Annotated in this window: 18 protein-coding genes and 1 pseudogene; 16 read left to right on the forward strand and 3 right to left on the reverse strand. The window is 69.4% G+C overall.

Going from position 1 to position 21,435, the window contains the following annotated elements; genetic code table 11:
* Positions 1-30: 30 nt before the first annotated feature.
* Positions 31-1,503 carry a hypothetical protein gene (locus UA74_RS05745; RefSeq protein WP_157434011.1) on the reverse strand — a complete coding sequence of 491 codons (1,473 nt, stop codon included), beginning with the start codon at positions 1,501-1,503 and terminating at the stop codon, positions 31-33.
* A gap of 216 nt (positions 1,504-1,719) precedes the next feature.
* Between UA74_RS05745 and UA74_RS05750 the strand changes: the two genes are divergently transcribed.
* The 3 genes from UA74_RS05750 (at position 1,720) to UA74_RS05760 (ending at position 5,109) form a co-directional block, all read left to right on the forward strand.
* The gene (locus UA74_RS05750; RefSeq protein WP_075739360.1) at positions 1,720-2,298 is read left to right on the forward strand and encodes a TetR/AcrR family transcriptional regulator; all 579 of its coding nucleotides are present in this window, start codon (positions 1,720-1,722) and stop codon (positions 2,296-2,298) included.
* 526 nt (positions 2,299-2,824) lie between these two features.
* On the forward strand, positions 2,825-3,430 hold the full coding sequence (locus UA74_RS05755; protein ID WP_075739361.1) for a dTDP-4-dehydrorhamnose 3,5-epimerase family protein: 606 nt from the start codon (positions 2,825-2,827) through the stop codon (positions 3,428-3,430).
* A 176-nt stretch (positions 3,431-3,606) separates the two neighbouring features.
* Positions 3,607-5,109: an NDP-hexose 2,3-dehydratase family protein gene (locus UA74_RS05760; protein ID WP_075739362.1), complete on the forward strand. Its 1,503-nt coding sequence runs from the start codon at positions 3,607-3,609 to the stop codon at positions 5,107-5,109.
* Here the strand turns inward: UA74_RS05760 and UA74_RS05765 are convergent.
* Positions 5,075-6,184: a DegT/DnrJ/EryC1/StrS family aminotransferase gene (locus tag UA74_RS05765; protein WP_075739363.1), complete on the reverse strand. Its 1,110-nt coding sequence runs from the start codon at positions 6,182-6,184 to the stop codon at positions 5,075-5,077. The two genes, UA74_RS05760 and UA74_RS05765, sit on opposite strands and share 35 nt — an antisense overlap.
* 526 nt (positions 6,185-6,710) lie before the next feature.
* On the opposite strand from UA74_RS05765, the gene UA74_RS05770 reads away from it, so the two are divergent.
* The 5 genes and pseudogenes from UA74_RS05770 (at position 6,711) to UA74_RS33340 (ending at position 11,574) form a co-directional block, all read left to right on the forward strand.
* Positions 6,711-7,904: a macrolide family glycosyltransferase gene (locus tag UA74_RS05770; protein WP_075743454.1), complete on the forward strand. Its 1,194-nt coding sequence runs from the start codon at positions 6,711-6,713 to the stop codon at positions 7,902-7,904.
* Positions 7,904-9,487, forward strand: coding sequence for an AfsR/SARP family transcriptional regulator (locus tag UA74_RS05775; RefSeq protein ID WP_075763966.1), 1,584 nt, complete (start codon positions 7,904-7,906; stop codon positions 9,485-9,487). The genes UA74_RS05770 and UA74_RS05775 overlap by 1 nt, the downstream gene beginning before the upstream one ends.
* A gap of 254 nt (positions 9,488-9,741) precedes the next feature.
* Positions 9,742-10,245, forward strand: a complete 504-nt coding sequence (locus UA74_RS05780; RefSeq protein WP_075739365.1) for an NUDIX domain-containing protein — start codon at positions 9,742-9,744, stop codon at positions 10,243-10,245.
* Positions 10,246-10,697: 452 nt separating this feature from the next.
* Positions 10,698-11,312: pseudogene (locus UA74_RS34240) on the forward strand (HD domain-containing protein); the annotation flags it as partial.
* 13 nt (positions 11,313-11,325) lie between these two features.
* Positions 11,326-11,574, forward strand: a complete 249-nt coding sequence (locus tag UA74_RS33340; protein WP_232237643.1) for a hypothetical protein — start codon at positions 11,326-11,328, stop codon at positions 11,572-11,574.
* A gap of 33 nt (positions 11,575-11,607) precedes the next feature.
* On the opposite strand, the gene UA74_RS05790 is transcribed toward UA74_RS33340, so the two are convergent.
* A complete protein-coding gene (locus UA74_RS05790; RefSeq protein WP_083683932.1) occupies positions 11,608-13,221 on the reverse strand; it encodes an FAD-dependent monooxygenase in 1,614 nt (537 codons plus the stop codon).
* Positions 13,222-13,522: 301 nt separating this feature from the next.
* Between UA74_RS05790 and UA74_RS05795 the strand changes: the two genes are divergently transcribed.
* The 8 genes from UA74_RS05795 to UA74_RS05830 are packed head-to-tail and all read left to right on the forward strand — an operon-like array spanning position 13,523 to position 21,404.
* Positions 13,523-14,272 (forward strand): 3-oxoacyl-ACP reductase family protein, encoded by a 750-nt coding sequence (locus UA74_RS05795; RefSeq protein WP_075743456.1) that lies wholly within the window; start codon positions 13,523-13,525, stop codon positions 14,270-14,272.
* 36 nt (positions 14,273-14,308) lie between these two features.
* On the forward strand, positions 14,309-14,611 hold the full coding sequence (locus UA74_RS05800) for an acyl carrier protein (protein WP_075739366.1): 303 nt from the start codon (positions 14,309-14,311) through the stop codon (positions 14,609-14,611).
* On the forward strand, positions 14,608-15,156 hold the full coding sequence (fabZ, locus tag UA74_RS05805) for a 3-hydroxyacyl-ACP dehydratase FabZ (protein ID WP_083682955.1): 549 nt from the start codon (positions 14,608-14,610) through the stop codon (positions 15,154-15,156). Before UA74_RS05800 ends, fabZ begins: the two co-directional genes overlap by 4 nt.
* 3 nt (positions 15,157-15,159) lie before the next feature.
* Entirely contained in the window at positions 15,160-16,224 is a 1,065-nt protein-coding gene (locus UA74_RS05810; RefSeq protein WP_075739367.1) for a glycine cleavage T C-terminal barrel domain-containing protein, read from the forward strand.
* 29 nt (positions 16,225-16,253) lie between these two features.
* Positions 16,254-18,581 (forward strand): beta-ketoacyl-[acyl-carrier-protein] synthase family protein, encoded by a 2,328-nt coding sequence (locus tag UA74_RS05815; protein WP_075739368.1) that lies wholly within the window; start codon positions 16,254-16,256, stop codon positions 18,579-18,581.
* Positions 18,578-19,306, forward strand: coding sequence for a nitroreductase family protein (locus UA74_RS05820; RefSeq protein WP_075739369.1), 729 nt, complete (start codon positions 18,578-18,580; stop codon positions 19,304-19,306). The genes UA74_RS05815 and UA74_RS05820 overlap by 4 nt, the downstream gene beginning before the upstream one ends.
* Positions 19,303-20,544: an NAD(P)/FAD-dependent oxidoreductase gene (locus UA74_RS05825; protein ID WP_075743458.1), complete on the forward strand. Its 1,242-nt coding sequence runs from the start codon at positions 19,303-19,305 to the stop codon at positions 20,542-20,544. The genes UA74_RS05820 and UA74_RS05825 overlap by 4 nt, the downstream gene beginning before the upstream one ends.
* The gene (locus UA74_RS05830; RefSeq protein ID WP_075739370.1) at positions 20,541-21,404 is read left to right on the forward strand and encodes an alpha/beta fold hydrolase; all 864 of its coding nucleotides are present in this window, start codon (positions 20,541-20,543) and stop codon (positions 21,402-21,404) included. The genes UA74_RS05825 and UA74_RS05830 overlap by 4 nt, the downstream gene beginning before the upstream one ends.
* The last annotated feature ends 31 nt before the right edge of the window (positions 21,405-21,435 follow it).

The following is a 21,435-nucleotide window of genomic DNA, read 5'->3' on the forward strand; positions in this document are numbered from 1 at the left end:
GAGGCGGGCACCCCCAGGGCCCGCCTCGGCTCACTCGGCGGCGAGGGTGAACACCGCAGTCGCGTGCGGGCCGACGGTGAGTCGGCCCGCCTGCACCGGCCGGGACACCGGCGGCCTCGATCCCGTGGTGACGTCCACGAAGGACAGCGTCCCGCTCGCCTCGTCGAGGTCCAGGGCCACCTCGGCGGCACCCTTGTTGATGATCAAGATCTTGCGTTCGCCCTCCGTGGTGTGGACGGCCTGCACGAACAATCGTGCGTCGACGAACTGCGGGTAGCCCGCCCTCGCCTCGACGTGCGTGTCACCGGGCCCGAAGTGGTCCAGAAGCAGTTTCGTGACCTGGTAACGGGCATTGGGCTCGCCGGTGTCCCAGTCGACGAGCGTCACGCCGGGGATCATGCTCGGGTAGTCCATGAACTCGGCGACCCCGACGAGGTCGATGCCCAGCTCCACGCAGCGGGCCCAGAGATAGGCGTGCACCGATCCGCTGAGCGTCCAGTACCAGTCCGGGATCTGCGGGTCGGGGTTCATCAGATCGGCGAGGTAGGTGCCGATCTCGTTCAGGAATGTCTTCGTGTTCGGGGACAGTCGGATTCGGATCGAGTCGATGAACCTGACCTGATCGAGGAAGGCGTCGACCTGGGCGAAGAACGTGCTGTTCCAGGTCTCCTCGCCCGCGTTGCCCTCGGGGGAGAACGGATTGATGATCTGCGGCGTGGCGTAGAAGTGGTAGGAGACGGCGTCGAGCGGGATGCCGGACCGGTGGTTCACCGGGTCCAGGAAGTACCAGAAGTACTCCGGGTCGTGGTGCACATGGCTCAAAGACAGACCGACGAACCGCATCTCCGGGTCCAGCGGCCGTAGCCGCTCTACGACGGCGTCATAGAGGCGGGTGTAGGTCTCCGGCGATATCCCAAGGTTCCAGTCGGGCTCGCAGAGCACCTCCCAGTAGGCGAACCGATAGCGGTGGCCGGACTCGTGGCGGACCCCGTTCTCGTCGGTGAATCCGCCAGCGATGTACCAGCTCGCGACGCGGAAGAAGTAGTCCGCGACCTCGGTGAACGTCTCGTCTCGTAATCCGCTGCTGTTCTCGTACTCCCAGTGGATGGTGTCGGGGTCGGTGGAGTACTCGGGAGGAGTGGTGAGCATCCAGCCCGGGATGGTCGCGAAGTTCGCGACGACCGGGCGGCCTTCGCTCGCCTTGACGAAGTCCTCGACGAAGGGGTCGAGGTTGCCGAAGTTCCACGACGTGCCCGCCTCGGTGGGCGGCTCCAGCGCGGGCACCGAGAGCGTCGGATGCGTGAACCAGGGCAGGAAGCGCACGTAGTCGGCTCGCAACTCACGAAGCGCTTCGAAGACTCGATCATGAATCGGCGAGTCGCGCCGCATCGGCGGTGCGGTCCAGATGTGGGTGGTGAGCACGGTCTTCGACACGGAGGTCGGGTTGGTCCAGTCCACCGTTACCGAAGGGGTCGGCGGGACGGGGACGTCGATATCGGTCATGGCTGGGCGGTCCTTTCGTCGGCCTGCTGCTTTGGGCGCACGGCGATCAGCGCAAGCCCGGCAACCGAAGGCGCGGATGACGCCCTCAGGTCTTCGGTGTCGCCGGGGTGATCACCGGTATGCCGAGCATACGCACGTTCTATACAAACGTACAAGACGTTTGTATAGAACGCATGTGTGAGACGTTTGTGTGACTCGTGCCGGTACCATGCCCGCATGGGACAGCGAGACGACCTGTTGGCCGGGGCGCGTCAGTGCCTGATCGAGAAGGGCTACGCCCACACGACCGCGCGGGACATCGTCGCCGTCACCGGAGCGAACCTCGCCTCCATCGGGTACCACTTCGGCACCAAGGACGCGCTGCTCAACGCGGCCGTCATGGAGACGTTCACCGAGTGGGGCAGCTCCATCGAGGGCGCCGCCGCGTTCCTGCCGGGCACCACGCCGGAGTCCCGCCTCGAGGCTTTCCTGACCGGCCTGCTGGCGACCGCTCCTGAACAGCGGTCGATGATGGTGGCGAGCACTCAGGCCCTTGCCCAGGCCGAATTCGCCCCCGACGTGCGCGAGCAGCTGGCGGCGACCTTCGTCAAGGTCCGCAGTGACCTGGCCGCCATGGTGCTCGGGGTGGCACCAGACGTCGTGACGCAGGAGCAGGCCCGCACGACCGGCTCGTTGGCCCTGACCCTGATCAACGGCGCCATGTCGCAGTGGCTGGTCGACGCAGCGGCGGCGCCGAGGGCCGGAGAGCTGGTCGAGGCGATACGCAGTCTCGCCGGGTCGTCGCCGCGAGGATGACCGGCCGGGCCGCCGCCTGATCCTCTCGCGCTGAATCACCGCGTTGAGGACGGCAGCGACCGCAGGCGGCGGATCGCCGTCGAGTTCGGTGCGGTGGCAGCACAGTCGGACGCGGAGCCGGGCGGCCGGGTCGAGCCTGGTCCTCGGCGGGCCGCCGATGCCCCGTCGGATGAGGACGTCGTGCTCCACTGCGGAGTGGCAGGCCGAGTGCGCCCGCATCGTGGTGAGGTGTTCCGTCTGCAGACCGCCGACCCCTATCGACCCGCCTGCCCGGCACCCGGCCAACCCCACCCCAGACTTCTCGCCGGGCGCCCCCTAGTTCGTTGACCTGCCTCACCGGGGCTGAGCACACTTCCGGGCGAAGGATCATCCGGCGTTCGCCGGTGGCTCGACGGCGCCGTGCCGTCGCCGACCGCCCGTCGCCGTGGTGGACGGCCCGAGTCTCGGGCCTGCCCGCGCGAAAGGAGGAATCCGTGCCTGCGAAGGAGGAATCCGTGCCCGGCTCGTCGGATTCGGTGACGGTCGCATGAAGGCGCGGGAACTCACCGTCGAGGGAGCCTTCGAGTTCAGTCCCGACGTCTTCCCCGACGAACGAGGCGAGTTCGTCTCGCACTATCAGGAGCCCGCGTTCGTGGCGGCGCTCGGTCATCCGCTGTTCCCGATCGCGCAGGTCAGTCAGAGCCGGTCCCGCCGGGGCGTGCTGCGCGGCATCCACTTCACCAGGACACCGCCGGGCACGGCGAAATACGTCCACTGTCCGCAGGGCAGCGCGCTGGACTTCGTCGTCGATCTCCGGCTCGGCTCGCCGACCTTCGGTCGGTGGGACACCGTCGCGCTGAACTCCACGGACTACCGAGGCGTGTACTTCCCACCGGGCGTGGGCCACGCCTTCGTGGCGCTGGAGGACGACACGCTGATCCACTATCTGTTGTCCGAGAACTATTCGCCGGGCAACGAACTCGCCCTGTCGCCGTTCGATCCCGAGATCGGACTGGAGCTGCCCGAGCGGCTGCCCGTGATCCAGTCCGAGCGGGACCGCGCTGCCCTGTCGTTGGCCGAGGCCCGGGCACAGGGCCTGCTGCCCGATCACGCCGCGTGTCTGGAGATCCAGCAGGGCTATCGCGTGTCGTGATGTCGCGACGTCCGCGCGCGGGCGTGGGCACCTCGTCCTCGTCTGGTGTCGCGTCGACGACCGTGTCCGCTGTTCGCCCTGATCGTCGTGACCCGCGCCGGGCCGCCTGCCTCCGGGTCGCGTTGCGACGTCGTGGCATCGACGTCGCACCGCTGTCGAACCGCTAAGGAGCCCTCATGTCAGCCCCTTCTCGTCCGTCGGCGCGAGCGAGGATCGCCGAGCCGCTGAGCATCGGGGGAGTCCAGTTCGCGGACGTCACGGAGTTTCATCGATGGTTCGCCGGGGTGGCCGACCGCACGCACATGACGGTGGAGCGGCTCGGGCTGGCCGAGCTGACCGGGTGGGCGCAGGACGAGGCCACGGGCATCATCCGGCACCACAGCGGGAAGTTCTTCAGCGTCGAGAGCCTGGACGTCCGGGTCACCAGCGGCCCGGTGCCGCAGTGGTCGCAGCCGATCATCAACCAGCCCGAGGTGGGCATCCTCGGCATCCTGATCAAGGACTTCGACGGCGTGCCGCACTGCCTGATGCAGGCCAAGCACGAACCGGGCAACCACAACGGTCTCCAGCTGTCGCCGACCGTGCAGGCGACCAAGAGCAACTACACGCGAGTCCACGGCGGACGCTCGGTCCCCTACCTGGACTACTTCCGCAACCCGGCCGCCGCCGACGTCATCGCCGACACCCGCCAGTCGGAACAGGGCTCGTGGTTCTACCGCAAACGCAATCGCAACATGATCGTCCAGGTGCCTGAGAACGGCGCTGCCGCCGACGACCTCACCCTGGAGGACGGCTTCTGCTGGCTGACCCTCGGCCAGGTCTACGAGCTGCTCAGAGTTCCCGACCTGGTGAACATGGACGCCAGGACCGTGCTGGCCTGCCTGCCGTTCGCGGGCGTCGACGTCGTCGTCTCGGACAACGCCCCGGCGGAGCAGACGGCCTGCCTGACCTCGGCCGTCGGGGCGAGCACCGACTTCGAGTCGGCCTTGGCGCGGTCTCGGGTGGCCGAGCGCGGCCTGCACACGACCGGTGACGTGTTGAGCTGGATCACCGACACGCGCATCCGCACCGATCTGCACGCCGAGCGGGGTCCGCTGGCCGAGCTACGCGGATGGCAGCACGACGGTGCCAGGATCTTCCATGAGACGGGCCGGTTCTTCGACGTCATCGGGGTCGGCGTCGACGCGGGCGGCCGGGAGATCGCGAGCTGGACTCAGCCGATGATCGAGCAGATCGGCACCGGGGTGGTCGCGTTCCTGGTGAAGCCGATCGACGGGGTGCTGCACGTGCTGATGCACGCGCGCACCGAACCCGGATACACCGATGTGACGGAGCTGGCGCCCACGGTGCAGTGCGTGCCGCAGAACTACGACGTGCTGCCCGCCGCCGCCCGCCCGCCGTTCCTCGACGAGGTCCTCGACGCGGCACCGGAGAGGATCAGGTTCGACACGATCCTCTCCGAGGAAGGCGGACGCTTCTTCGGCGCCCGCAACCGCTACCTCGTGGTGGAGACCGACCTCGAGGCCCTGCCGGCGCAGGGTGACTATCGGTGGCTCACCCTGCACCAGCTCGCCGAGTTGATGCGGCACAGCTTCTATCTCAACGTGCAGGCACGCAGCCTGGTCGTGTGCCTGCGGAGTCTGGCTACAGCATCTCCAGGACCTCGCGGAGCGTACTGATCACCTCGTCCTGCACCTTCTGCGACAGCGAGGGATACATCGGCAGCGAGAAGATCTCGCCCGCCAGCTCCTCGGTGACCGGCAGTGCGCCGCGCTCGTAGCCGAGGTGGGCGAAGCCGGTCATGGTGTGCACCGGCCAGGGGTAGCTGATGTTGAGGTGGATGTCGCGTTCCTTCAGCCGCGCGATGATGTCGTCGCGTCGCGGGTGCCGGACCACGTAGACGTAGTAGACGTGCTCGTTGCCCGCCGCCACCGAGGGCAGCACCAGGTCGGTGTCGGCCAGGCCCTCGGCGTAGCGCTCGGCCACCGCCCGCCGTCGGGCGACGTAGTCGTCCAGCCTGGGCAGCTTGCGGCGCAGGATCTCGGCGTGCACCTCGTCCAGCCTGCTGTTGCTGCCGGGGGTCTCGACGACGTAGTAGACGTCGTCCATGCCGTAGTACCGAGCGCGCCGCAGATTGCGGTCGACGATCGCATCCGAGGTGACGGCCGCTCCGCCGTCGCCGTAGGCGCCGAGGACCTTGGTGGGATAGAAGGAGAACGCGGCCGCCTTGCCCATGGTCCCGGCGAGCCGTCCGTGGTGGCGGGCGCCGTGGGCCTGCGCGCAGTCCTCCAGGATCACCAGCCCGTGCTCGGCGGCGATGCGCTCCAGCGGGGCCATGTCGACGCACTGGCCGTAGAGATGGACGGGCAGCAGACACCGGGTGCGCGGGGTGATCGCCGCCGCCACCTGCTCGACGTCCATGAGGAAGTCGTCGCGTCGGACGTCGACGAAGACCGGAACGGCGCCGACGGCGTCGATCGCGACCACGGTCGGCGCCGCGGTGTTGGACACGGTGATGACCTCGTCGCCGGGGCCGACGCCCAATGCCTGGAGCGCGAGGCGGACCGCGTTGGTCCCGTTGTCGAGGCTGACGCAGTGTTCGACGCCGTGGTAGGCGGCGAACTCCGCCTCGAAGCCCCGCACACTGGCGCCGAGGACCAGTTGACCGGAGCCGAACACCGTCTCGACGGCATCGAGTATCTCGGCGCGCTCGTTCTCGTATTCCGGTAGATAATCCCACACTCGAGTCGTCATGGTGGCCCCTTTCCTGTTATTCGCAGGGAACATAATGGGCGCCGGAAAACCCGAGCAACCCCTAGCCGTCCTCGGCCGGCGGTCGGCCCCAGACCTGGTCGATTCCGCTTGTGTGGGCCGCGTCGGCGGGATAGCGTCCGCGCCCTTCGAAACAGGGAGCTCGTCGGGACCAGGGTGGACATCTGAGCTGGTGACGGTCCCGTGGCTGCGGGTGGGCCACCCTTGATCAGGAGATGTGAGCGCCGTCACCAATGGCCGCCGGTGGTTCGGCATTCGATTTCTCCAACGGCGTCCTTCGAATCTGATCTAGGGGTGTCCACCGTCGGATCTCGTCATTTAGCGTGACACTCGTCGACGTCGAGGCGGTTCGGCATCCGAAGAAATCGGTCAGTGCGGGCGGTCGGCTGCTGCGAAGCCTGCGACGGCCCGGTGCGCGTCGTGCGGACACCAGGACGAGGCCGCGTATGTCGGTCGTCGCGGGCACCAGAGGTCCGGAGCGTGATGCCCGGAGAACGGAGTGATCGAGATGGGGCAGCACTTCCTGTTCATGAGCCACCCGGACCACGGACACGTGCTCCCGAACCTCGCCGTGGTGACCGCCCTGGTCGAGAGAGGCCACCGCGTCACCTATCTGACAGGCGAGACGATGGTGGACCTCGTGACGGAGGCGGGCGCCACCGCACTGGTCTACGACTCCCGCTATCGGCAGGCCAACTTCACCGACGTCGCCTACGACCCGCTCTACCTGATGACGCTGCTGCTCAGCGAGAGCGCCGCGATGCTGGATCGGGCGGGTGACCGGCTGGTCGACGACCGGCCGGACGCCATCGCCTACGACATCTCCATGCTCTACGCGGGCCGGATCCTCGCCAGGAAGTGGAGCATCCCGGCCGTACAGCTCATCCCGATGTTCGCCTCCAACGGCAATTACTCCTACATCAACTCGATCTACAACTCCGACGGCGCCGAGCAGTCCATGCCCGACTGGGTGGGCGAGCAGCTCGCCAGGATCGCCGCGCTGATGGACACCCACGGGATCGAGGGTTCGCCGCAGGAACTGTGGTGGGAGGTCCCCGACTTCAGCGTGGTGAACATTCCGCAGTCCTTCCAGATCGAGGGCGACACCTTCGACGAGCGCTTCGCCTTCGTCGGCCCCTGCCTGGGGCAGCGGGCCTTCTTCGGCGAGTGGAGCCCGCCCTCGAGCGGCCTGCCGGTGGTGCTGATCTCCTTCGGCGCCGTCTTCAACGAGCATGCCGACTTCTTCCGCGAGTGCGTGCGAGCCTTCACCGGGGTGCCCTGGCATGCGGTGATCACCGTGGCGGGCGGGATGGACCCGGCGGAACTGGGACCGCTGCCGCCCAACGTCGAGGTGCACCGCTGGGTCCCGCACGTCGCGGTCCTCGAGCACGCCGAGGTCGCCGTCACCCACGGCGGCATGGGCACGGTGATGGAGGCCCTGCACGCAGGCACCCCGATGGTCGTCGTCCCGACCTCCTCCATCGACGGCGTGACCGCGAACCGGCTGGCGGAGCTGAGCCTCGGCCGCACCATGCAGCCCGAGGACGTCACGGCCGACCGGCTGATCACGGCCGTGCTCGACGTCGCGGCCGACGAGTCGATCCGACGCAGCACGCAGCAGATGCGCGAGCAGATCCGCGCGGCGGGCGGAGCGCCCCGGGCGGCGGACGAGATCGAGAAGTACCTGGCACGGACGGTCTGATGGCGGGCGTGATCGAGTTTCGGATCATGGGGCCGCTCACCGTCCTGCGCGACGGCGAGGCGGTGCGCTTCGACGGTGCGCGGGAGCGCGCGGTGCTGTCGATGCTCGTGCTGGAGGCCAATCGGGTCGTCAGCGTCGGCAGACTCATCGACGCCGTGTGGGCGGGCGCTCCGCCCAAGAGCGCCCGCGCTCAGATCGCCACCTGCGTGTCCAGGCTTCGCCGTGCCCTCGGCCAGCAGGCGGGCGGTCGGGCCACGAGCCGGGACGACGTGATCACCACCGCCAACCCCGGCTACACGCTCAACGCCGATCCCGACGCGATCGACTGGGCCCGATTCCGGGCGCTGGTGACCGCAGCCCGCCGGGAGGCCTCCGCAGGCGGCAGGCAGCAGGCGGTCTCGATCCTGCGCGACGCGTTGTCCCTGCGTCGCGGCGTCGCCTTCGAGGGCGTCCACGGGATGCGCTGCGAGGCGGCCGGGCTGGAGGAGGCCCATCTCGACGCGGTGGAGAGCTGCGTCGAGATGGAGCTGGAGCTGGGTGCTCATCAGAAGGTCATCGCGGAGCTGACTCCGGTGGTCACGGAGCATCCGTTGCGGGAACGGGCCCGCGTGCAGCTGATGCTGGCCCAGTACCGGGCGGGCAGGCGGGCGGAGGCACTGCGCACCTATCACGACGCGCGACGTCAGCTCATCGAGCAGATCGGCCTCGAACCCGGCCCCGAGTTGCGACAGCTGCACGAGCGCATCCTGCGCGACGCAGCCGACCTGACCCCGTCGCCCGTCAGCGCCCCCGGCCAGGACCGACAGTTCGTCGTCCCCTCCCAACTGCCGCCCCAGGCGCTGCCCTTCGCGGGCCGGGTCGAGGCGGAGCGGGAGTTGGACGCCGCCCTTGCTCCGCGCGCCGAGACGGCCTCGCCCTCGCCGGTGATCCTCGCCGGGCCCTCGGGCGTCGGCAAGACGGCACTGGCACTGCGGTGGGCGCATCGCACTCTCGACCTCTTCCCCGACGGTCAGCTGTTCGCCGACCTGGGCGACGGCGATCCGGCGTCGAGCCTGCGGCCGAGCATCGTGCTGGACCGGTTCCTACGCGGCCTCGGCGTGCCGGACCGGGCCATCCCGGCCGACCTGGTCGAGAAGACGGCGCTGTTCCGTTCCATGACCGCCCACCGCAGGCTGCTCGTCGTCCTGGACGGTGCGAGCGACGCCGACCAGGTGTTGCCGCTGCTGCCGGGCGGCATCCACTGTCGAGTGATCATCACGAGTCGCGACGCCCTGGACGACCTGGTGGCGCGGCAGGGCGCGTTCCGCAGCTTCGTCGGCCCCCTGCGCCCGGAGGAGTCCCGGGAACTGCTCGTCATGCTCGTGGGCCGAGCCAGGGTGGCGGCCGAGCCGTCGGCGGCGGGCAGGCTCGCGCTCAGTTCTCGCGGCTTCCCGATGGCGCTGCGCATGGCGGCGGCGCGCCTGTCCTCCCATCCACCGAGATCCCTGGAGGAGCTGGCCCCGTCGCTGCCGCTGCATCGCGAGGAGCTGGAGGACCTGCAACTGGATCTCGGCGGCAGGCGGACGCGGCCGAGCTTCGCCTAGGGGCGTGGCGCGCGGGTGCGGAACCCTGGATCGCTCGGGGCTCCGTAGCGTTCAAGGTCAGCATGGCACCCCTGCCTGCGAGTGCGGCGAGCATGGGAACAGTCCGCCGCTGGTTGTCTGGGTCGCAACCACAAGGGCCGGCAGGGGAAGGTCCGACAGAAGAGCGTGAGAGGCGGCTTTCTCGGGTGAAGGTCGGCGTTCATTGCCTGTGAGGCAGGGACTGTGGATTGGTCAACGCCGGTAATCTCCCGTGCGTGGAGTTGCTGGACTACGAGGACTACATCCGCGCCTTGCATCGACGGCGCATGTCGGCCGGAGTCCTGTTCCATCACGCCGATGGACGTGTCCTGCTCGTCGAGACCACATATAAGACCGAGTGGGAGATCCCCGGCGGCGCCGTGGAAGCCGAGGAATCACCATGGGCCACGGCGGCCAGAGAAGTTCATGAGGAACTTGGCTGGTCACGCAGGCTGGGCGGGCTGCTGGTCATCAACCACGTTCCCGCGTCCGGTGCAATGCCCGAAGGGATGGCATTCATCTTCGACGGTGGGCAGATCGACGACTCCGACGTCGCCCCGATCCAGTCGAACGACTCGGAGATCAGGTCCGCAGGCTTGTACACGCTCCACGACGCGGCGCAACTGGTGAAGACCGCACTGCACCGGACGATAAGCGTCGGCATGGCTGCGCTCAGAGGCGACGGCCGTCCCGTTCTGTGCGACGCCGGGCACCCGGCCGCCCCGACTGAGGAGACCTGAACGTGCCGCTCGCCGTGAACCTGGCACGGCTGCGCAAGGCGGGCAACCTTTCTCAAGCGGACGTCCTCACCCTCGGGAGATGGCCGCACTCGACATCCCCGCCAGCCTCCCGGTCGTCCAACACCGCCGGACGTCGCGACGCGCGGACGGAACTCCCATGCGGCACATGGTAAGCATCTTCCCGTCAAACAAGTGGACTCTCACCTACGAGGTAGGGCACTGATGGGCTACCTCATGCGTCGCGCGACCTCTGGCGACGTGGATCGCGCGGCCCACATCATCGAGCGGCGGACCGAATGGTTGAAGTCGCGGGGCTGTGATCAATGGTCTGATCCCGTCGGGCAACCGCGTGATCGCATGGCGGCTGCGATCGAAGTCGGCAGAATCTCGGAGGGATCGAGTGGTCCGCCGATCAGAATATTCGGCTCTGATCAGGCGGATAGGCTCATGTCATGCAGCCACTCGACCCGGACGACCCTCGGAGCCCCTCCGTCAAGATTGCGGCGATCATCCGCGCGGCGATCCTCTCCGGCGAGCTCGAACCAGAGGCGCAACTACCGACTGGGGACGAATTGGCGAAGTTCTTCGGTGTCACCGGAGCAACGGTCAGCTCGGCGATTCGCACGGTGCGGGACGAGGGTTTCGTGCAGAGTCGACCCGGAGGCGGTGTGTATGTGACTGGACAGGCAAGCCTGCCGGTCCCCGAGGGCCAAGTGCATCCGCTGGTCGGTCTGGGCGCCTTCCTGCATGAGGCCGGACACCTGAAGAACCTGCCTCGCTCCGGCTGGCAGCTTCTCGGCATCCAGCAGCCGGAGAGCGTGGCCGAGCACTCCTTCCGAGTCGGCATCATCGGAATGGCGCTCGCGGCGATGGAAGGCGCCGATCCTGGGAGAACCGCAGCTCTGTGCCTCATGCACGACGTACCCGAGACTCGCATCGGCGATGTGCCCTCCGTCGGCCGGGCCTACGTCACCACTGCCGTCCCACAGGCTGTGACGGCCCATCAGACGGCAGCACTGCCGGCTGAACTCGCGACCGTCTTCCAGGGGCTGACCGCAGAGTACGAAGACACCGAGACCCTTGGAGTCCAAGGTCGCCCACGATGCCGACAAGATCGAGACCTTGTTGCAGGCGAGGGAGTACGCGACGCAGGGGTACGCCACCGAGCCCTGGCAGGACACGTCGATCCAGGCGCTGCGTACCGAGTCCGCGAAACAGCTTGCTCAGGCGATCACGGCATCCGATGCGCGTGGCTGGTGGATGAACTTCGCGTCGAGCTATCAGGAACTGCGGGCCACCACCCGCGCCCGGCAGGGGCTGAAGCCGTGATCACCGTTCGGGCTGCGTGTTCAGCAGGCCCGATCACCCCCGGCAGAGCACCGCGTCGACGGCCTTGACCAGGTCGTCGGCGGCGGGGACGCCCTCGGCGCAGCGCCAGGCGACGTGGCCGTCCGGGCGGATGAGCACCGCGCCGGTGTCGGTGAGCCCGTACTCCTTCGCCCAGGTCGGTGAGGTCGGGAAGGCCGGATCGTCCGGCGAGATCAGCAGCACGTCCAGCGGGACGTCCAGCCGGTCGGCCGCCTGTGCTGCGGCGACGTCCCAACCGCTGCCCGCCGGGCTCAGCAGGGTGAGCGAGGTGCCCAACAGGTCCAGCGTGGACACCTGTCGTCCCCGGTGCGAGAGCCAGACGTGGGGCGCACGATGGCCGGGCCGGGCGGTCGGCAGATAGGTCTCGTACGGGTCTTCCGGTGCCGGGGCCTGCGTTCCGTCCGCGATGACGGCGGGCGATTCGTACCGGTAGCCCAGCACGAGGCCCTCCGCACGGCGCCGATGCGCCTGAAGGTCGCCCGCCTCCTGCATCGTGAGGCGGTCCTCCATCATGTCGATGGTGATGAGCGCGTTGCGCAGGCTCTCCTGAACCGTCCAGTCCGCGACCGGGCGGCGCTCGGTCGAGTAGGTGTCCAACAGGGCGTCCCCTGCCTCGCCGCGCAGGACCGAGGCCAGCTTCCACGCCAGGTTGTGCGCGTCCTGGATGCCGCAGTTCATCCCGAAGCCGCCCTGCGGCGTGGCCACGTGTGCCGCGTCGCCGACCAGGAACACCCGACCGCTGCGGAACTCCTCGGCGACCACGGCCTGCTGAATCCAGGGCAGCATCCCGACGATCCGCACGGGGAGGTCGGCGACGCCGACGGCGGCCCGCACCAGTTCGATGCAGCTCTCGTGGGTGAAGTCGCTCGCGCTCTCGCCCTGGTCGGGCTCGTAGCCGGTCTGCAGGGTCCACCGCCGTCTGTTGTCCACCGACTCCACCGCGCAGTAGACCTCGCCGTAGACGAAGTACAGCGCGCCGAGGCGATCGTGCAGCAGGGTGCCGAGGTCGGCGTCGAACAGGACGCTGACCATGTGGCTCAACGGCGGCGGGCCGGTCACGGCGACGCCCAGTGACTCGCGGACGCCGCTGCGGCTGCCGTCAGCGGCCACGACGTAGCGGGCGCGGACCTGCCGTTCTCCGTCGGCGTCGGCGATCGTGGCGGTGACGCCGTCGTCGTCGACCGCCAGCCGCGTCATCCGGGTGGCGAAGCGGACCTCGCCCCCGGGCAGCGACTCGGCCAGCTCGCGGAGGATGACCTCGAAGCCGTCCTGGGCGCAGATGTAGTTGTAGGTGGGGCTCTGGGGCGCGTCCTCGTGGATGCGCGCGACCTCGCGGCGGAAGTCGGGCGACGTCAGTGTCGGGCCGATGCCCAGCGCGAGGCTGTCGTCGCGCGGCAGCCCGGCCTCCTCCACCGCGGACTGCACGCCCCAGGACCGGACGATCTCCATCGTCCTGGTGGACACGAGCCGCGCCTTCGGGAAGATCGACGTCCCCTCGTGCTTCTCGACGAGCAACGAGGAGACCCCGTGCCGGGAGAGCTCGATCGAGGTGGCAAGGCCGACGGGCCCGCCGCCGACGATCAGGACCTCGACCTCGTTCTCTGTCATGCGGCTGAGGATCGCCGCTGCGATCTCGCTGGTCAATCGCCGAGTATCGAAACGAGAAGACCGTGATAACCGGCCCGGCTAGCGTTCGGTCTCAAGCGAGGCGGACATGACGCTTGAGAACTACGAGCCTGCGAACGCGCTGGTCGAGGGCATCGCTGCCCCTGCACGACCGGGGTCCGCGCCGCCAGACGCGTTCGAGGTGAATCCGGTGCGGTGCATCCCATCGACGGAGCCACGGTGAGGACGACGACGCCCCCGCCTGTCCGTGAATGTGACGAACCGCCGACGGCTGGAGACGAGGATGCTTTTCCCCGAAGGCTCGGTGGCCTTGGTGACCGGCGGTTCACGCGGGATCGGCCGCGCCGCCGCACTCGACCTGGCAAGCGAGGGCGCCCACGTCCTGGTGAACTACGCCCGCTCCGAGAGCGATGCGAAGGAGACCGTCGCCGAGATCGAGGAGGCGGGCGGCAAGGCCACGGCGATCTGCGCCGACGTCACCGACGAGACCGCGGTCCGCGAGATGTTCCAGACCGTCCGATCGGTGCACGGCAGGCTCGACGTGCTGGTGACCAGCGCCGGGATCACCCGAGACCGACACCTGGTCGCCATGAGCCTCGCGCAGTTCCGCGAGCCGATGGACGTCAACGTCACCGGCACCTTCCTGTCCTGCCGTGAGGGGCTGCGCATCATGCAGCACCAGCGCAGCGGCGCGATCGTGACGCTGTCCTCCTCCAGCGGCCTGGACGGCGGGTTCCCCGGACAGACGAACTACGTGGCGTCGAAGGGGGCGATCATCTCCTTCACCAAGGCGCTGGCCTACGAGGCCGCCCCGCACGGCGTGCGGGCGAACGTGGTCGCGCCCGGCTTCGTCGCCACGGACATGACCCGCGCGCTGTCCGGCCCCATCCGCAAGCAGTACGAGTCCCGAATCCGACTCGGCCGGATGGGACGCCCGGACGAGATCGCGCGACTCGTGAGCTTCCTGGCTTCCGAGAACGCCTCCTACGTCACCGGGGCGGTGCTCGTCGCCAACGGCGGCGGGCTCGGCTAGCGGAGCGTCACCCGAAACGACCGGCAAGGAGAGAAGATGACCATCGACGAGTTGCGGGCGCGTGCAGGCGAGCGGAAGCAGACCTGTGCCCAGATCAAGAAGATGATCGTGTCGCGGCTGGACCTGCCGATCGAGCCAGAGTGGATCAGCGACGACCAGCCGCTGTTCGGCCGGGGCCTCGAACTGGACAGCCTCGACGTCCTGGAGCTCTACGTCGCCATCGAGGCCGAGTTCGGTGTGGCGCTCTACGACAGCGACATGTCCGTGTTCGGCTCGGTCTCCAGGCTCGCCGACTCCGTCAACCCTGCGCTGCGGACGGCGCAGGCAGCCGTGGCATGACGAGCACCGACGTGGAGCCGGACGTGACTCCGGAGACGAGTTCCGCCGCGAGCCCGGAGGCGAGTTCGGCGCCGAGCGCCGAGAAGCCCAAGACGCTCACCAATCTCAGCAACGACCAGATCAAGGAACTGATCCCGCACCGGTGGCCGATGCTGCTGCTGGACCGGATCGAGAAGGTCGAGCCCGGCGTCGAGGGCGTGGCGATCAAGAACGTCGCCGGGACCGAGTTCTGGTTCCAAGGACACTTCCCGGACGAGGCGATCCTGCCCGGCATCGTCGTCATCGAGGCGATGGCCCAGCTGGCGGGCGTCGTCTTCTCGCTGGCAGGCGCGGGAAAGATCAGTTATCTCACCGGAGTCCGGTCGATGCGCTTCAAGAAGCGGATCGTGCCCGGCGACCGGATCGTGCTCTCCGCCGTGCGCACCGCAGGCGCGCGCGGTGTCGGCGAGTACCGCGTCGTGGCCAGGACGGACGACCAGGTCGCCGCCGAGGGCGTCATCACGATCACCGACCCCGGCGCCAACAACACGTTGAGAAAGGTGTGACGAATGGAATCCGCACTCACCCCGGTTCATCCTGAGGGAACCGTCTACGGCCAGGTGCTGGAGGCCTCCGTCCCGCTGCGCTACACGACGACCGAGGCCGAGTACGAGGCGATCCGCGGCCGGGCCGCCGTGCTGGACCTCGGCGGGTCGCGGCTCGTGCAGGTGCGCGGCTCCTCGGCAGGCGACTTCCTCCAGCGCGTGCTGGCCCGCGACGTCGAGTACCTGACGTCCGAGCGCTCCACCACGAGCCTGATCCTCGATGAGACGGGCGCGATCGTCGATCAGGTCGTGGTCTGGGGCCGAGAGGACGGCGCGATCCTGGAGAGCTCCTGCGGCGCGGGCACTCGGCTGATCGAGTACCTCCGGTCGCAGAACGCGGACGAGGTCGAGATCGTCGACCGCTCCGACGAGCTGACCGTCATCGCCGTCGAGGGCCCGTACTCCTGGGGCGTCATCGGCAGGCTGATCGACAGCGAGCTGGCCGCGCTTCCGCTGGACAGCGTCGTGGACACCCAGTGGGACGGCGCCGACATCCTGTTCGGCCGCACCGGTTCCAGCGGCGAGTACGGCTACAAGGTCGTCGCCGCGCACGAGACCGCCAAGAAGCTGTGGACGCAGGCCTGTGAGCACGCGGTCCCCGCCGGGCAGGACGTGCTGGAGCTGGCGATGCTGGAGGTCCGCCAGCCGGTGGTCCGCCACGAGGCGCCTGCGGGCACCGGGGTCCTGGAGGTCGGCGCGGGCTGGCTCGTGGACATCACCAAGGAGTCCTTCGTCGGGCGGGACGCCGTGCTCGCGGCCTTCGCCGAGCAGAGCGGCCCCCGGACCATCGGCTTCCGGGGCGGCGACGCCGTTCCCGCGCCGGGCACGCGGGTGCTGGCCGCCGGGCAGGACATCGGCGAGGTCGTGCACGCCGTGTACAGCGTCGGCCTCGGGGCCGCGCTCGGGCTCGCCAGGGTCGAGTCCGATCTCGCGGCCGCCGGGCTGGACCTGACGGCGGGCGACGCGGAGATCGAGACGCTGACCAGCCCGTACGTCTCGCCCAAGAGCTGGAGCATTCCGATCGTCTGATCGCTTGATCGTCTAGGAGGAACACGAGCATGGCGCTGCGACCAGTCGTCATCACCGGACTCGGTGTCATCTGTGCCATCGGCCGTGATCCGGTCGAGTTCTGGGCGCGGCTGACCTCCGGGGACAGCGGCATCACGCCGATCTCGGACGGGGCCTACGCGGCTTTCGACGCCCGCTTCGCCGGGCAGGTCCCCACCGAGTGGATCACTGATCAACTCCCGGCGGGCGACGCCGACCTCGATCGGACCGCTCAACTGGCCCTGGTCGCGGCGCGGCAGGCCGTCGCGGGCGCCGGGCTGGCGTCCGACGTCGTGGACGGCGACCGCTTCGGCATCGTGCTCGGCAAGTGTCAGGCGACGCCGGACGCCGAGGGCCGATACCAGCCGATGCACCGCACCGGCGACGTGGTCGCGGGCCGACTCGGCGCTCGCGGACCGCGCATCCTGGTGTCGACCGCCTGTGCGGCAGGCGGCAACGCGGTGGGCCTGGCCAGGGACAAGATCCTCACCGGGGAGGCCGACGTCGTGCTGGCGGGCGGCGTCGACCCCCTGCTGTTCGGCACCTACGCCGGGTTCGCCGGTCTTCAGGCGCTGAGCACCGGGCCGTGCAGGCCCTACAGCACCTCCGACGGCCTGAACCTCGGCGAGGGCGCCGCCTTCCTGGTGGTCGAGCCGCTGGATCGGGTGCTGGCTCGGGGCGGGACGCCGCTGGCCGAGGTCGCGGGCTACGGGCTCTCGGCCGACGCCTACCACGCGACCGCTCCCGATCCCACCGGTCGCGGCGGTGCCAGCGCGATGCGTCGGGCGTTCGCGGACGCGGGCATGACGGCCGAGGACGTCAGCTACGTCTCCGGGCACGGCACCGGCACGCCCGCCAATGACTCGATGGAGATCAAGGTCATGCGCACCGTGTTCGGCGATCGTGCCGGACAGGTGCCGACCAGCAGCATCAAGTCGTTCCTCGGGCACACCCTCGGTGCGGCGGGCGCCGTGGAGGCGGTGGCCAGCGTGCTCGCGCTGCGGCACGGGACGGCCCCGCCCACCATCGGCTTCGACGAGGCTCCGGAGAACGACGCGACCGAGAACGCGGCAGCCGACCCGGCGACCGCGCCCGCCGAGTCGGGCCCGCCGCCGTTGGACTTCGTGCCGAACACCGCGCGGTCCTTCCCGATCGACACGGTGGTCTCCAACAACTACGCGTTCGGCGGGAACAACGTCTCGCTGGTGCTCACCACCCCGCGTGGCGAACGGGAGTACGAGGAGCTGCCGCGAACGCCGGTCGTCATCAGCGGTCTCGGACCGGTGAGCGGACTGGGCATCGGCGTCGCGGACCTCGCCGAGGCGATCGCCACCGGCAGACAGGCCGCCGGGCAGGTCCCGTCGCTGACCGGGCGGACCTTCGCGCCGCGTTCCCTGTGGCGGCACATGAACGACCTGTCCCGCCTCGCCATCGCCGCCTCGCGGCTGGCCTGGGAGGACGCCGCCCTGAAGCTGCCGAGGGCTGCCATGGAGGACATCGGCGTGATCTTCGCGACCGCGGCGGGCTCCGTGGAGAGCACCGGCGGGTTCGACGAGAGCGTCGCGGCCAACCCGAACAAGCCCTCGGTGCTGAGCTTCTCCAACGTCGTGCTCAACGCCACGGGCGGCGCGGTCTGCCAGACCCTCGGTCTGCGCGGACCCACCACCACCATCTGCAACGGCGGCGCCTCCGCCTCGATCGCACTGGACTGCGCGGTCGAGACGATCCGGTCGGGCAAGGCCGAGGTCGTGCTGGTCGTGGCCGCCGACGAGACGGCGGAGCCTGCCCCCGAGGCACCCGGCACCACGCCCTACGGCCGGGATCACGACGGCACGATTCCCGGCTCCGGCGCGGTGGCCTTCGTGGTGGAGTCCGCCGAACACTGCCGGGCCCGAGGCGGCAGGCCCTACGCCGAGATCCTCGGCACCCGCCACGCGGCGAGTGACGGAGCCGACGGCGACGGCGAGCTGATCAGGCGCAGCCTCGACGGTCTGTCCGTCGCCGACGTCGGTCTGGTGGTCGGCGCAGGCACCGGCGGCAGCGCCGACGCCGACGAGGCGGCCGTGCTGTTCGACGCCGTTCCCGACGGGCTGCTCACCAGCCCGGTCGGCCAGACCGGAGACTGCCAGGCCGCGTCCGGCGCGATGAACCTCGCGGTGGCCGCCATGGCCGTCCGCGACGGCGTCGCACCCGCGCTGGTCGGGCTCACCAGCCCTCGATTCGGCGCCATGGACCGCTATGTGACCAAGCCGGAGATGGCGGGCGAGGTGACCTCGGCGCTCGCGCTGACCTCGGCGCCTGGTTCGCTGCGGGGCACGATCCTGCTGGGGAAGCCGTGAACTCGGCGCCGTTCGACCTCGCCGAGACCGACCGACTCCTGAGCACCACCCGGTCGGTCCGGCGCAGGCTGGACCTGGACACCCCGGTGCCGAGGGAGCTGATCGAGGAGTCGCTGCGCCTGGCGGTGCAGGCGCCGACCGCCGACAACGCGCAGAACTGGCGTTGGCTGGTGATCACCGATCCGGAGACCAAGGAGTCGCTGGCCGAGCTGTTCCGCCGGGCCTGGCGGTTCCACAAGGCCGAGATCTCCACGAAGTCGGGCAGGCGGCGGAACTCGCCGCAGGCCCGCCGCAACGAGGAGTCGGCCGCCGCGCTGCCTGCGGCCGTCGCCAGGGTGCCCGCGCTGATCCTGCCCTGTGTCGTGGGCAGGCCGCCGGATGCCGCGACGATCGACGCCGAGTGGGAACGCCTCAACGCGCACAAGCCCGCCGACGATCCGGCTCACCAGGTGCGGCTCGGACAGCTGCGGGCGAGCACGTTCTACGGCTCGATCTTTCCGGCGATCTGGTCCCTGCAACTGGCCCTGCGCAGCCGAGGGCTCGGCAGCACGATCACCTGCATGCACCTGCCCTTCGCGCGGCAGGCGGCGGAGCTGCTCGGCATCCCGTCCGGCGTGACGCAGGTCTGCATGGTGCCCGTCGCGTACACGCTCGGCACGAATTTCCGACCGGCGGAGCGCATCGACGCCGGCCAGCGCACGTTCTGGGAGGGGTGGGGGAAGTGACCCACGACGACGTCGACGTGGTCGTGATCGGCGGCGGCATCGCCGGATCGGCCTCGGCGAGCAACCTGGCCGCGCACGGTCTGTCGGTCCTGATGCTGGAGAAGCAGAAGACCTACACGGACCTGGTGCGTGGCGAGTGGCTCGCGCCATGGGGGATTCGCGAGACCCAGCTCCTCGGGGTCGACGACGCCTTCGCGGCGGGCGGTGCCTGGGAGATCCGCGAGTGGGTCCAGTGGGACGAGGTCGTGCACCCCGACGACGCGATGGCCGTGGACATGACCCGCTTCCTGCCGGAGGTCGGCGGCCCGCAGTCCTTCCCGCACTGGGGCGTCTGCGAGGCCGTGACGGAGCAGGCCGTGCGCCTGGGTGCGCAGGTGGTGATGGGCGCGTCCAAGATCGAGGTCACGGCAGGCCGGGAGCCGTCGGTGCGATACCGCACCAGCGAGGGCGAGCACGAGGTCCGGGCCCGCATGGTGCTCGGCGCCAGCGGCCGGGCCTGTGCGGTCGGCAGGCAGATCGGCGTCAGCACCACCACCGAGGTCCACCACTGGGGCGCCGGAATGCTCGTGGAGGGCTTGGACGACTGGCCGGTCGACGTGCAGGCGATGGGCACCGAGGGCGACGTCATGTTCATGGTGTTCCCGCAGGGCTACGGCCGGGCGCGGCTCTACCTGAACTTCGCCACGGGCGACCAGGAGAAGTATCGCGGTGCAGACCGCGTCGAGCGTTTCCTTGCCGCCTATGACCTCGCCGCACTGCCCGACGGCGGTAAAGCGGTTCAGGCAGCGAAACAGGCCGGGCCGTTGGTGGTGTGGCCGTCGGTGGTGAGCATCACCGACCAGAAGCCGTTGGCCGAGGGCGTGGTGCTCATCGGCGACGAGGCCGGAACCAGCGACACCATCCTCGGCACCGGGCTCTCCACGAGCCTGCGGGATGCGCGGATGGTGTGTGAGGTGCTGACCGGTGGCGACGACTGGTCGCAGGAGGCCTTCGAGCCGTTCATCTCCGAGCGCAACGCCCGGATGGAGCGACTGCACTACGGCGCGAAGATCATGACGAAGCTACAGGTGGAGTTCGGGCCGCACGCCGTAGAACGGCGCAGGCGGGCCCGCAGGCTGATGACCGAGAACGACGCCTTCCAGGTCACCGGCCTGCTGAACATGGTCGGCCCGGAGAACGTGCCGGAGTTCGGGTTCAGCGAGTTCTTCGCCGAGCGGCTGCTGAGGGAGACGGTGTGACCAACAAGAAGCTGCACGTCAACGGCGTCGACATCGCGTTCGTCGACGAGGGCCATGGCGATCCCGTGCTGCTGCTGCACGGCTTTCCCGACTCCTCCTACCTGTGGCGGAATCAGATTCCGGCCCTTCTCGACGCGGGATACCGGGTCATCGCGCCCGATCTGCGCGGGTTCGGCGAGTCGAGCAAGCCGCAGGAGATCGAGGCCTACACCCTGCGCACCATCATCAACGACGTGGTCGCGCTGACCCAGGCGCTGGACATCCAGAAGGCCCACGTCGTCGGCCACGACTGGGGCGCCGCGGTGGCGTGGATGTACGCCTTCCTCATGCCTCGGCGGGTCGACCACCTCGCCGTGCTGTCGGTGGGCCACCCGGCGACCTCGCTGACTCCGTCGATCGCGCAGCGGGAGCTGTCCTGGTACATGCTCTACTACCAGTTCCCCGGCGTCAGCGAGCAGCTGCTGCGGCGCAACGGATGGCGACTGTTCAAGCAGATCATCGGCGGCGAGGGCGACCACGCGCGCTACCTGCGGGAACTGGCCAAGCCGGGCGCGCTGACCGCGGGGCTGAACTGGTACCGCGCCAACCGATCGCCCGCCGCCGAACTGGAGCCGCAGGGCAACTTCCCGCCGGTGCTGTCGCCGACGCTGGGCATCTGGTCCAGCGGTGACAAGGCCCTGCTGGAGGAGGGCATGGCCGAGTCGGGCAGGCACGTCAAGGGACCGTGGCGCTACGAGCGCATCGAGGGCGCCAGCCACTGGATTCCGCTGGACGCCCCCGAGCGGGTCAACGAACTCCTCCTCGGCTTCCTGGGCACCCAGCAGGCCAGTGGGGCGACGCGGCGCCGCCGGCGGCTGTAGAGAGTGCCGAGGTTCTCCAGAGTCAGGAGGT

The sequence above is a fragment of the Actinoalloteichus fjordicus genome (assembly GCF_001941625.1).
Classification (GTDB): domain Bacteria; phylum Actinomycetota; class Actinomycetes; order Mycobacteriales; family Pseudonocardiaceae; genus Actinoalloteichus_A; species Actinoalloteichus_A fjordicus.